The 12306-nt window shown below is 64.8% G+C and carries 12 protein-coding genes and 1 tRNA gene; 9 read left to right on the forward strand and 4 right to left on the reverse strand.

Going from position 1 to position 12306, the window contains the following annotated elements:
- Positions 1-352: 352 nt before the first annotated feature.
- A tRNA-Lys gene (locus K5R33_RS14945) sits at positions 353-428 on the reverse strand.
- Between the two features lie 84 nt (positions 429-512).
- Between K5R33_RS14945 and dapF the strand changes: the two genes are divergently transcribed.
- Both dapF and mtaB read left to right on the forward strand, forming a co-directional pair.
- Entirely contained in the window at positions 513-1325 is an 813-nt protein-coding gene (gene dapF / locus K5R33_RS14950; RefSeq protein ID WP_255576488.1) for a diaminopimelate epimerase, read from the forward strand.
- A 26-nt stretch (positions 1326-1351) separates the two neighbouring features.
- Complete coding sequence (gene mtaB / locus K5R33_RS14955) at positions 1352-2596, forward strand: tRNA (N(6)-L-threonylcarbamoyladenosine(37)-C(2))-methylthiotransferase MtaB (protein ID WP_220750092.1); 1245 nt, start codon at positions 1352-1354, stop codon at positions 2594-2596.
- 3 nt (positions 2597-2599) lie between these two features.
- On the opposite strand, the gene K5R33_RS14960 is transcribed toward mtaB, so the two are convergent.
- On the reverse strand, positions 2600-3520 hold the full coding sequence (locus K5R33_RS14960; protein WP_220749878.1) for a DMT family transporter: 921 nt from the start codon (positions 3518-3520) through the stop codon (positions 2600-2602).
- Positions 3521-3658: 138 nt separating this feature from the next.
- Between K5R33_RS14960 and K5R33_RS14965 the strand changes: the two genes are divergently transcribed.
- From K5R33_RS14965 to K5R33_RS14995, 7 genes are all read left to right on the forward strand, one after another.
- The gene (locus K5R33_RS14965; protein WP_220750093.1) at positions 3659-4264 is read left to right on the forward strand and encodes an FMN-binding negative transcriptional regulator; all 606 of its coding nucleotides are present in this window, start codon (positions 3659-3661) and stop codon (positions 4262-4264) included.
- 124 nt (positions 4265-4388) lie between these two features.
- Positions 4389-4988, forward strand: coding sequence for a glutathione S-transferase family protein (locus K5R33_RS14970; protein ID WP_220749879.1), 600 nt, complete (start codon positions 4389-4391; stop codon positions 4986-4988).
- Between the two features lie 3 nt (positions 4989-4991).
- Positions 4992-5438, forward strand: a complete 447-nt coding sequence (locus K5R33_RS14975) for a GNAT family N-acetyltransferase (RefSeq protein ID WP_220749880.1) — start codon at positions 4992-4994, stop codon at positions 5436-5438.
- 299 nt (positions 5439-5737) lie between these two features.
- A complete protein-coding gene (petA, locus tag K5R33_RS14980; protein ID WP_220749881.1) occupies positions 5738-6298 on the forward strand; it encodes a ubiquinol-cytochrome c reductase iron-sulfur subunit in 561 nt (186 codons plus the stop codon).
- A gap of 13 nt (positions 6299-6311) precedes the next feature.
- Positions 6312-7670 carry a cytochrome b gene (locus K5R33_RS14985; RefSeq protein WP_220749882.1) on the forward strand — a complete coding sequence of 453 codons (1359 nt, stop codon included), beginning with the start codon at positions 6312-6314 and terminating at the stop codon, positions 7668-7670.
- 14 nt (positions 7671-7684) lie between these two features.
- Positions 7685-8491, forward strand: a complete 807-nt coding sequence (locus K5R33_RS14990) for a cytochrome c1 (RefSeq protein WP_220749883.1) — start codon at positions 7685-7687, stop codon at positions 8489-8491.
- 111 nt (positions 8492-8602) lie between these two features.
- Positions 8603-9133 (forward strand): hypothetical protein, encoded by a 531-nt coding sequence (locus K5R33_RS14995; protein ID WP_220749884.1) that lies wholly within the window; start codon positions 8603-8605, stop codon positions 9131-9133.
- A 78-nt stretch (positions 9134-9211) separates the two neighbouring features.
- Here the strand turns inward: K5R33_RS14995 and infB are convergent, their stop codons facing one another.
- Both infB and K5R33_RS15005 read right to left on the reverse strand, forming a co-directional pair.
- The gene (gene infB, locus K5R33_RS15000) at positions 9212-11674 is read right to left on the reverse strand and encodes a translation initiation factor IF-2 (RefSeq protein ID WP_220749885.1); all 2463 of its coding nucleotides are present in this window, start codon (positions 11672-11674) and stop codon (positions 9212-9214) included.
- Positions 11671-12300, reverse strand: coding sequence for an RNA-binding protein (locus K5R33_RS15005; protein WP_220750094.1), 630 nt, complete (start codon positions 12298-12300; stop codon positions 11671-11673). The genes infB and K5R33_RS15005 overlap by 4 nt, the downstream gene beginning before the upstream one ends.
- Between the last annotated feature and the right edge of the window lie 6 nt (positions 12301-12306).

Genomic DNA, 12306 nt, shown 5'->3' on the forward strand with positions numbered 1-12306 from the left:
CCAAACCCTGAACAGCGCTAACCTATAAGCGCGGACTCTAAGGGGAGCAGGTCAGATTTATTCAACTGTTTTGAAACGTTACAAATAGTCGCGACATTGCCGCTTGGGTAAGGGCCATCTAAGTGAGGGATTTGTTCCTGCCCGTGGACTTCACACCGGGTGCATGCACTTCGGACGCCGCATGCAAAACCCGACCAGCTGTCAAAGCGCGTGTGCACAAAAAATCTGTTCAGATCTGACTTTCAGAGCAAGGGTGCGATAGTCAATGAATGACCAGGATTGGTGATCATAATGACCACAAACATGATCAAAATGGTCAACTATCATGGGTCGTCACATCTGAAGGGGTAAATGGTGAGCCGACAGGGGCTCGAACCCTGGACCTACTGATTAAAAGTCAGTTGCTCTACCAACTGAGCTATCGGCTCTCCGGGGGCGCTCCTACCGCTGCCTGAGAGTGCCGTCAAGCGGGGGGTCTTCCAAAAATTTTCTGTCGGGCGTATCTGCGCGCCATGGCTCTTGAAACATCAGATGGTCTGCCGTTCATGAAGATGCACGGTCTTGGCAACGATTTCGTCGTGGTGGACGAACGCAGCACCGCTCGCCGCGTTGATGCGGCCTTGGCACGCAGGGTCGGTGACCGCCATCGCGGCGTGGGGTTTGACCAACTTGCCGTGATCCGCGACGGCGCGGATGCTGACCTGGAGTTGCTGTTTTGGAACGCCGATGGCTCCACCGCCGGGGCTTGTGGCAATGCGACGCGCTGCATCGCGGCCTGGGAAATGGCGCGCCGTGGCCAGGGCACGCTGACCCTTCGGACCGAAAGGGGGCTTTTGCTCGCCCAGGACGCGGGCGATGGCCTCACCTCGGTCAACATGGGCGCGCCGCTTCTGGCTTGGGCCGATGTCCCCCTCGCGCGGGAGGTGCCGACCCTGCACCTGCCCATCGACGGCGATCCGGTCGCGACCGGTATGGGCAACCCCCATTGCACATTCTTTGTAGACGACGCCGAGGCTGTGGACCTGCCGACTTTTGGGGCTACCCACGAACATCACCCGCTGTTTCCCGAACGCACGAACGTCCAGGTCGCCCATGTGGTCGCGCCAGACCACCTGCGCATGCGTGTCTGGGAACGCGGGGCGGGCATCACCTTGGCCAGCGGCTCCAGCAGCTGCGCCACCGCCGTGGCCGCCGCGCGGCGGGGCATCACCGGGCGCAAGGTCCGCATCGATTTGGACGGCGGGACGATCCAGGTCGATTGGCGCGAAGATGGCGTCTGGATGACCGGCCCTACGGCCCATGTGTTTGACGGTGTGCTATTGTGACCGACGCCAAGCCGTCCGCCCCTCAGCTGACGGGGCCGCTCCTGTCGAACCATGGCTGTCGCCTGAACGCCTATGAGGCCGAGGCCATGCGAGAGCTGGCCTCAGGCGCGGGCCTCAAGGATGCGGTCATCGTCAACACCTGCGCCGTCACCGCCGAGGCCGTGCGCAAGGCCCGGCAAGACATCCGCAAGCTGCGCCGCGCCCACCCGGAGGCGCGCCTGATCGTGACCGGCTGCGCCGCGCAGACCGATCCCGACAGCTTTGCCGCCATGGCCGAGGTCGACCACGTCATCGGCAACACCGAAAAGATGCAGCCCGCCACCTGGGCGGGGCTGTCCACGGGCGGGACGGAGCCTGTGCAAGTCGATGACATCATGTCTGTGACCGAGACGGCGGGGCATTTGATCGACGGCTTCGGCACGCGCTCCCGCGCTTACGTGCAGGTCCAGAACGGCTGCGATCACCGCTGCACGTTTTGCATTATTCCCTACGGACGCGGAAACTCCCGCTCGGTGCCCGCCGGCGTCGTGGTGGATCAGATCAATCGTCTGGTGGCGCGTGGGTTCCATGAGGTGGTGCTGACCGGCGTCGATATGACCTCTTGGGGGGCGGATCTGCCGGGGCAGCCACCGCTGGGGGATCTGGTGGCCCGCATCCTGCGCTTGACCGACGTGCCGCGCCTGCGCATCAGCAGCATCGATTCGATCGAAGTGGACGAGGCCCTGATGCGCTGCATCGCTGAGGAGCCGCGCCTGATGCCTCACTTGCACCTCAGCCTGCAGCACGGGGCGGATCTCATCCTTAAGCGCATGAAGCGCCGCCACCTGCGCGGCGATGCCATCCGTTTCGTCGAACAGGCCCGTGCCTTGCGTCCCGAGATCACCTTTGGTGCCGACATCATCGCGGGCTTCCCGACTGAGACGGAGGCCCATTTCGAAGATTCGCTGCGCCTGGTGGAGGAGTGCGATCTGACCTGGCTCCATGTCTTTCCCTATTCGCCCCGCGCGGGCACGCCTGCGGCCAAGATGCCACCCGTTGACGGGCGCGCCATCCGCGACCGGGCCGCGCGGCTCCGTGCCGCCGGGGAGAAGGCCGTAACGCGCCACCTGGAGGCGCAGGTGGGCCAGATGCACGACGTTCTGATGGAAAGCCCCCGCATGGGCCGCACCGCCCAATTCGCGCCGGTGCATTTCGACAGGGACCAGGTCGAAGGGGCCATCGTCTCCGCCCGGATCATGGCCAGGGACGGGACCGCCCTGCGCGCGGGATAGCGCCTATTTGAGGCGCAGGAATGCGCCCTCGGCGCGGGGCTTGCGCACCATGATGAGCCCGGCCACCGCAATCAACACAATGCCCAGCCATCCCCAAGGTCCGGGCAGATGGGCGAACAGCAGAAAATCGAGCAGGACGGCAAAGATCAGCCCCGTGTAATCGAAGGGCGCCAGCACGGTCACCGGCGCCCGGGCCGAAGCTTCGGTCGCCGCGATGTGCGTGGCAGCCCCGAACAGCCCCGCCCCGCCGAGCCAGGCCCAAAGCTCCGCCGTCATAGGTGTCCAACCGGTCACCAAGACCGCGCCCGCGCCCATGACGCTGGTGATGACCGCAAAGGATAGCGCGATGGAGATCGTGGGCTCGGTCGCGGTCATGGCGCGGATCTGGACCCGCAATAGCGCCATGACGGCGGCGGCTGTGATCCCCGCGATCATGCCCGACAATTCGGCCCAGCCCCAGCCCGGCGTCGCCACCGAGGTATAGAGCATCGCCCACATGCCAGCGAACCCAACGGCCACCGCCACCACAGCTTGGCGCGTCAATCGTTCGCCCAGCAGCAGAACCGCCGCCGGCACGCTCAGCACCGGCGCTAGATAGCCCAGGGTCTGGGCATGGGCGACAGGCAGTTGGCCCAGGGCATAGAAGTTGAGCGTCATGACCACCCCGCCCAGCAGCCCTCGCCGCAGATGGGCCGCCCGGTCGCGGGGGAGCCAGTCGGCGACGGGCGCGGTCAGCGCCGCATAGGCCAGCAACCACGGCAACGACAGGGCAGCCCGCATCAACACGACCTGACCCGTCGGCGCCGTCTTGGCCGCGCCGTGTACGCAGATCCCGATCCCCGTGGCGAGCGCAGCCGCCGCCAAGCGCAGGCCAATGGCACTGCGCAAGCGATCCGGTCTGTCAGGGGCGGCGAAGAGGGCCATGCCCCTTCCTTGCGCCCATTGGACCCGCGCGGCAAGACCGGTGTGCTTGCGGCGCCTCCCAAGCGTTGGGCCGACCCACACCGTAGCGATACATTGTTTCCCTTGCATCGGGCGGGCCCCGTGGAAAACCTATGGCCCATGCACCCAAACCCGTCTTTCCGCCAAGCGCCCGAGGCGCACACGCTCGATCTGATCCGGGACCGGTCCTTCGGCACGCTCGCCGTGAACGCCGAGGGCGGGCCGCTCCTGTCGCACATCCCGTTCCTGCTGTCCTCGGATGCGCAAACGGCGGACCTTCACCTGGTGCGCTCCAACCCAATCCTGCGGCTGGGGGAGACGGAGGCCGTCATTGCCGTCCAGGGACCCGACGGATACGTCTCGCCCGATTGGTACAAGGTGCCGGATCAGGTGCCCACGTGGAACTACGTTGCCGCGCATATTCGGGGACGCCTGATGCAGCTTCCACAGGAGGTGATGCGCGACATGCTCGACCGCCAAAGCGCGTCCTTCGAAGATCGCCTAACGGGTAAGGCGCCGTGGACAACGGCCAAAATGACACCTGAGGTGCTGGACCGAATGATGCGGCAGATCGTGCCGTGTCGCCTCCATGTGACGGCCATCGAGGCCACGTGGAAGCTTAACCAAAATAAGCCCGACGCTGTCCGACTGCGGGCCGCAGAGGCCATCGGGGCAGGGCACGGCGTAGAGCTTGCGACCCTGGCGCAAATGATGCGCGAGGGTTGAGCGCGGGCGCGGCGGTGCACCGCCGCGATATCGCCGGTCACCGGCGATGGTCCAGGCGCAACCGGCTTTACCCCTGCCCAGCCGAGCCGCTAGCGTGCCCCAACCACCACGTCGGAGAACGTCCATGTACTTGCTCAGCTCCCCCGCTTCGCCTTTCGCACGCGTGTGCCGCGTCACCCTGCTGGACTTGGGCCTATCGGAGGTCGAAGTGCGCGACGTGACGGCCAACCCCATGGGCGGCGACGCGGCCCTGAACGCGGCCAACCCATCCGGCAAGATCCCGGCCCTGGTTCGCGAGGAGGGGCCCGCCATTTACGACAGTCGTGTGATCACCCAGTTTCTCAATGCCCACGCGGGCGGTGCGCTTTATCCCGAGGTCTCGAAATGGAATGTCCTCTCCCTCGAAGCGAACGCCAACGCGATCATGGAGGCGGCCGTGGGCATCGTCTACGAGAAGCGCCTGCGCCCCGAGGCGTTGCAATACCAGCCTTGGCTGGAGGCCCAATGGGTGAAGGTCACGCGCTCGCTCGATGCGCTTGAGGCGCGGTCCATGCCGCTGTTGCAAGGACCTGTGACAGCCGCCCAGATCGCCATAGGCTGTGCGCTCGGCTATTTGGATTTCCGGCATTCCGACAAAGACTGGCGTCCATCGCGACCGGCCTTGACCGCTTGGGCCGAAACCTTTGCGGCCCGGCCAGCGATGGTCGCCACGGTCCCGGGGTAAGGAATGCAGATCTCCATCGAACGGTCCGACGCGTTGACCGATGAGGTCCTCGCCATTCGCCGCGCCGTCTTCATCGACGAGCAGGGCATCCCCGAAGCCGATGAGTTGGACGGCACGGATGGCGGGTGCACCCATTGGATCCTGCGGGAGGGGGGCGTGGCCGTGGCCACCATCCGCACCAAATCCGATGGCCGGACGCTCAAAATCGGTCGGGTGGCCACGCTGTCCCAGGCCAGGGGGCGCGGTTACGCGGCGCGTCTGATGGCGGACGCGTTGGAGACGGCCCGATCCCAAGGGGTTGCACGGCTGTATCTAAGCGCCCAGCAAGATGTTGTCCCGTGGTACGCGCGCTTTGGGTTTGCCGCCTATGGCGCACCTTACGACGATGGTGGCATCCCGCATTTCGATATGGAGCTTTTGTTGGACCCGCAGGCGCAGGCGGCGGACTAGGAGAGGGCCGCCACGATTCGGGGGCGCGGGCGGGGCGTGAGCCTGGGGCTCCGGGCCGTGTCCTAAGCGCGCCTTAGCAGGTCACCGGCCCACGAAGGGCCCTGCGGTCCTCAAACGTCTTGGATTTTAGGCGCTAACACCGTCCCGATGCGACCAAAGGCGCCACCTGCGCCGCATTGTCCGCTGGATATCCTGCCTATCTTCGTCGTAAGAGGCCCCGAATGCGGGCGGCCCCTCTGGGTGGCCCCATCGCTTTTTGACGATGGGCGACGGCCCAAACGATACGGGAGAGACCTTCAGTGTCACACGCAGACGATCATTCCGGCACCCGCCGCGACTTTCTGTACTACGCCACCGCTGGTGCGGGCGTCGTGGTCACAGGTGCCGCTGTCTGGCCGCTGGTCAACCAAATGAACCCCTCCGCCGATGTGCAGGCCCTGGCCTCCATCGATGTTGACGTCTCCGGCGTTGAGGTGGGGACGCAGATCACCGCGCTCTGGCTGGGTAAGCCAGTGTTCATTCGCCGTCGGACCGCCGAAGAGATCGAGGCCGCGCGCAACACGGACCTGTCTGCCCTGCCGGACCCGGTCGCGCAGAACGAGAACATCGACGCCGGCGCCGATGCCTCCGATGCCAACCGGGCCCTGTCCGAAGATGGCGAATGGCTCGTGATGATGGGCGTCTGCACGCACCTGGGCTGTGTGCCCCTGGGCGACGGCGCCGGTGACTTTGGCGGCTGGTTCTGCCCGTGCCACGGGTCTCACTACGATACTGCGGGACGTATTCGTCAGGGTCCGGCCCCGACGAACCTGCCCGTTCCCCCCGCCGTCCTGGACGGCACAACGATCACGCTCGGCTGAGGAGGCATAGCGAATGTCTGGTATTCCCCACGACCACTACGAGCCCGGATCAAAGGGCGAGAAATGGGTCGAAAGCCGCATCCCAATCATCGGGCTGCTCTATAACACCCTCATGATTCCCACCCCCAAGAACCTCAACTGGATGTGGATCTGGGGCATCGTTCTGACCTTCACGCTGGTGCTGCAGATTGTCACCGGCATTGTGCTGGTCATGCACTACACACCGCATGTGGACCTGGCCTTTGGCTCGGTCGAGCACATCATGCGCAACGTGAACGGCGGTTGGGCCCTGCGCTACATCCACGCCAATGGCGCGTCGCTGTTCTTCATCGCGGTTTACGCCCATATTTTCCGCAACCTCTACTACGGCTCCTACAAGGCCCCGCGGGAAATCACGTGGATCCTGGGAATCATCATCTACCTGCTGATGATGGGCACCGCCTTTATGGGTTACGTGCTGCCATGGGGTCAGATGTCCTTCTGGGGTGCGACCGTGATCACCGGCCTGTTCGGCGCCATCCCCTTCGTGGGTGAGCCGCTCCAGGCATGGCTGCTGGGCGGGCCTGCGGTTGGCAACGCCACGCTGAACCGCTTCTTCTCGTTGCACTACCTGATGCCCTTCCTGATCCTGGGCCTCTCCATCGTGAAGATCTGGTCCTTCCACTCCACCGGCAACAACAACCCCACGGGTGTTGAAGTCCGCCGCACCTCGAAGGCCGAAGCCAAAGCCGACACGCTGCCGTTCTGGCCGTACTTCGTCATCAAAGACCTGTACGCCCTGGCCGTCATCATGCTGGTGTTCTTCGCCATCGTCGGCTTCATGCCGAACTATCTGGGCCACCCCGATAACTATATCGAGGCGAACCCGCTGGCGACGCCCGCACACATCGTGCCCGAATGGTACTTCCTGCCCTTCTACGCCATCCTGCGTGCCTTCACGGCGGATGTCTGGGTCGTGATCGCGGCAGAGTTCCTGACCGGCGGCATCATCGACGCGAAGTTCTTCGGCGTGCTCGCCATGTTCGGCGCCATCGCCATCATGGCCTTCGCCCCCTGGCTCGACACCTCGTCCGTCCGCTCGGGTAAGTACCGTCCGATGTTCAAGTGGTGGTTCTGGCTGCTGGTCGTGGACTTCTTCGTCCTGATGTGGCTCGGGTCCATGCCCGCAGAGGAGCCCTGGGCCTCCCTCTCGTTGGTCGCTTCGGCCTACTGGTTTGCCTACTTCCTGGTGATCCTGCCGCTGCTGGGCGTTTTCGAAAAGCCGCTGCCGCGTCCGGCTACGATCGAAGAAGACTTCAACTCGCACTACGGCGGCGGGGACGGAGGGTCCGGGTCGGCCATTGGCGACCGCGCGGCCACCCCGGCCGAATAAGGAGAGACGCCACTATGCGTTCTATCATCACCAAAACGGCCGCTGCTTTGGCCATCTCCACCTCCGCGGTTTTCGCCGCGGGGGGCGCCGGAGAGGTCACCAACTACCCGTTCTCGTTCGAGGGGCTGACCGGCACCTACGACCAGAACCAGCTGCAGCGCGGCCTGAAGGTCTACACCGAGATCTGCGCGGCCTGCCACGGTCTGAAGTACGTCCCGTTCCGCACCCTCGCGGACGAAGGCGGCGTGGGCTTCACCGAAGACCAGATGAAGGCTTACACCGCGACCTACGAAGTGTTTGACCGGTCCATGAACGGTGGCGAAGGCGATTTCCGTACGGCTGCGCCCACCGATCACTTCCCGGAAAACAACTCCGTTGGCGCGCCTGATCTGTCGCTGATGGCCAAGGCACGCGCCGGTTTCCACGGCCCCGCCAACCTCGGCATCAACCAGTTCCTCAACGGAACGGGCGGGCCGGAGTACATCGCGTCCCTGCTGACCGGCTACACCGGAGAGGAAAAGGAAGAGGCAGGCACCGTTCTCTACGAGAACAAAGCCTTCCCCGGCGGCTGGATCTCCATGGCACCGGTTCTCTACGGCGATGACGTCGAATTCGACGACGGTGCGCCCACGGACATCGACTCCATTGCCACCGACGTGTCGGCCTTCTTGATGTGGACGGCAGAACCCAAGCTTGCCGCCCGCAAGCAGATGGGCCTGACGGCGATCATCATGCTGACCGTGCTGTCGGTGCTGCTCTACCTGACCAACAAGCGCATCTGGGCGCCTGTGAAAGGCAAGGGCACGCGGGAAACCGCCTAAGTCGGCAGCAATCATCGGCAAAGATTGGGCCAGTCCTTCGGGACTGGCCCTTTTCGTTTGGGGATCGGCGTGACACCGCGCACCCTTGGTCAAAAACCAAGAGGTGAGCCCATGACCCGATACCCCCTTTCCATAGCCGTTGCCCCGCTGGCATCGCTGCTGGCTTTGGCGCTTGGCGTCCTCTGCATCGCAGGTGGAGGTACTTTGGCTGGTCTGGCCGTGCTGTCCGTCCAGACCGACACCCCTCCGTGGCTGTCCCCCCAACTGCTCTTTGGTCTGGTTTTGACAGCCCTTGGCGCGAGCCTCGCCCTGCGCGCCCTTCACCTACGAGTCACGCTTGCCCTGGCGGCGAAGGATAGTTCAACGGGCGATAAGGCCCCGCGTTCGACCCAGGCCCCCGCAAAATCGAACTCCCAATGGACACCAACGCGCGTGTCCCCAAATGATGCGCCGCAACCGGCCGAGGCTTTGCTCGCCAAACCGCGACGACAGGCGCCGGACACGCCCGTATTGCGTCGCGTGATGCCATTCGCGTCAGGTGAAGAGGGTGGGAACCCGGCGCCGCACAAGACGACAACCCCGGTGGCGAAGGGCGACGGGTTTCAACCCCACCCGATCTTCATGGCGCGCCCGCCACGGTAAGGGGCGGCCCAGACGGACCCTAGATATGAAAAGGGGGGCGCTGAGGCCCCCCAAGTCCGTCTTTACGTTGCCGTTGGGTCAGGCCAAGGTGCGCTCGACCTCTTCGCGCTCGAAGATCTCGATCACGTCGCCCTTGCGGATGTCGTCGTAGTTCTCGAACGCCATGCCGCATTCCTGACCCGACTGCACTTCTTTGACCTCGTCCTTGAAACGCTTGAGCGTCTTCAGCGTGCCCTCGTGGATCACGGTGTTGTCTCGCAGCAGGCGAACACCGGCGGAGCGGCGCGCAACGCCCTCGGTAACCAGACAGCCCGCGACGTTGCCAACGCCCGTCACACGGAAGGTTTCGCGGATCTCGGCGTAGCCGATGAAGTTCTCGCGGACCTCTGCCGAGAGCAGGCCCGACGCCGCCTGTTTCACGTCATCCACCAGGTCGTAGATCACCGAATAGTAGCGGATCTCCACGCCCTTTTGGTTGGCAGCGGCCCGCGCGGGCGCGTTGGCTCGGACATTAAAGCCGATGACCGGCGCCCCAGAGGCTTCGGCCAGCGTGATGTCCGACTCCGTGATGGCGCCCACGCCCGAGTGCAGCACGCGCACGCGCACCTCTTCGTTGCCGACCTTTTCCATGGCCTGCACGATCGCTTCGGCGGACCCCTGCACGTCGGCTTTCACCAAGATCGGCAGTTCGCTGACGTTCTCGTTCGCCTTGGCGTTTGCAAGAAGCTGATCCAGCGTTGTGGCGGCCCCGGCAGCGGCGCGCTTGTCCTTGGCCGCCTGTTCCCGATACTCGGCGATTTCGCGGGCCTGGGCTTCGGTCTCGACCACGTTGAGCACGTCGCCCGCTTCGGGCGTGCCGTTCAGGCCAAGCACCTCGACCGGAACAGACGGCCCCGCTTCGTTCACGCGCTTGCCCTGGTCATCGACCAGCGCCCGCACCTTACCCCACTGCTCGCCGACGACGAAGATATCGCCACGCTTCAACGTACCGTTCTGCACGAGGACGGTGGCCACAGGGCCGCGCCCCACGTCTAGCTGGGCTTCGATCACGGCGCCCTGGGCGGCGCGGTTCGGGTTGGCCTTCAGCTCCAGGATCTCGGACTGCAGGGCAATCGCCTCCAGAAGCTCGGGCAGGCCCTTGCCGGTCTGCGCCGAGACCTCAACGTCCTGAACCTCACCGGACATGGCCTCCACGATCACCTCGTGCTGTAGCAGTTCGGTGCGCACGCGGTTCGAATCCGCGGCGGGCAGGTCGATCTTGTTGATCGCCACGATCATCGGAACACCCGCCGCCTTGGCGTGGGCAATGGCTTCGATGGTCTGGGGCATGACCGCGTCGTCGGCAGCCACCACCAGAACAACGATATCCGTCACCTGGGCACCACGGGCGCGCATGGACGTAAAGGCCGCGTGGCCGGGCGTGTCGAGGAACGACAGAACCGTGCCACCGGTTTCCACCTGATAGGCGCCGATGTGCTGGGTGATGCCACCGGCCTCACCGGACACCACCTTGGTCTTGCGGATCGCGTCGAGCAGCGAGGTCTTACCGTGGTCGACGTGGCCCATGATCGTGATGACCGGCGCGCGGTCTTTCAAATCCTCGGGCTTGTCTTCGACCTGGTCGATGACCTGCTCCACGTCCGATTCCGAGACGCGCTGAACCTTGTGGCCAAATTCTTCGATGATCAGTTCGGCGGTATCGGCGTCCAGAACCTGGTTCTGGGTGACCATCATGCCGTTTTGCATCAGCGCTTTGACGACTGCGGCGACCCGCTCGGTCATCCGGTTGGCCAGTTCCGAGACAACAATCGTCTCGGGCAGCTGCACGGTGCGCACGACCTTCTCTTGGTTCTGCGACCCGCCACCTTGGCCACGGCGCTGACGTTCCTGCTTGCGGCGCATGGAGGCGAGCGAACGCTGACGTCCGCCTTCGCCACCGGCCAAGGCTTGGTTCACGGTCAGCTTGCCACCACGACGTTCACCGCCCCGGGGTTTGCCCGAGTCGTCATCGCGACGCCGACGCTGGTCGTTGTTGCCACCGGGCTTCGCATCCGGGCCCAAGTTGCGCTGACGCTCTGGCTGGGGTGCAGCGGCGGGTGCCGCCTTGGCGGGCTTGGACCGCTCTTCCTCGGCCTCGCGCTTGCGGCGGGCATCTTCCTCGGCCTTGGCCTTCAGAAGTTCCTCGCGCTCACGCTCTTCGCGTTCCTTGGCCTCGGCCTCGGCACGGCGACGGGCGCGGGCCTCTTCGGCTTCACGCTCTTCGCGGGCCCGACGCTCAGCGTCTTCGGCCTCACGGGCCTTTGCGGCTTGCAGCGCGCGCAGGCGGCGCTCCATCTCCGCATCGGTGGTTCCGGCGGATTTGCCACCCTGGGCGTTGACCGCAGCCGCAGACTGGGCGCCAGGCTTTGGCGCCATCACGCGTTTGCGCTTGGTTTCCACAACGACACTTTTGGTGCGACCGCGGGCAAAGCTTTGCTTTACCTGACCGCTGCGGGCGCCGCCCGAAAGTCCGAGGGGTTTTTTTCCGTCCTGATCGCTCATGCGTTCCCAGTATCCTTCTCGGCGGCCGGTTTGCCGCCGTCATCTCTGATGCCTTGAAGCCTTGCGGCTTCCTCTACAATACGTTTTGCCAAGGTTCCAGCGGCGACCGCCGCATGGATCACCCGGTCCCGACCGAAGGCTTGGCCCAATTCATCGGCGGTCAGGAACCCGATCCATTTGCCGCCGTAGGGCGTCGAGAGTTTGCCCTTGCCTCGCTCCGACCCATCCGTCGCCTGGAGAAGCACTTGCGCCTCTTCCCGGTCGAGCATGGTCTTGACCTTCTCGTAGCCCGCAACGGCCCGGCCTGCCTTGCGCGCGATGGCGATGGCGTCCTGCACCCGCTTGAGCAGCCCGGCCTCGGTCAACTGGATCAGATCACCCGGCACGCCCACCTGACGTTTCGCGCCACGGCTGAACATCCGTTTGGCCACAGCCTGTTCCAGGACCGCCCGGTCCGCCGACACGTAAATCCCGCGCCCCGGCAGCTTGCCGGTAACGTCGGGATAGACCATTTCGTCCGGTCCCACAACGAAACGGATCAACCCGGCCTTTGGCCCGGTCTCTCCGGTTACGATGCAGCGACGGTCAGGCTCGTCGCGATGTTTGTCTCTGCCGCCGCGCGTCAGGGGAGA

It is taken from the genome of Jannaschia pagri (genome assembly GCF_019655435.1).
Taxonomy (GTDB): domain Bacteria; phylum Pseudomonadota; class Alphaproteobacteria; order Rhodobacterales; family Rhodobacteraceae; genus Jannaschia; species Jannaschia pagri.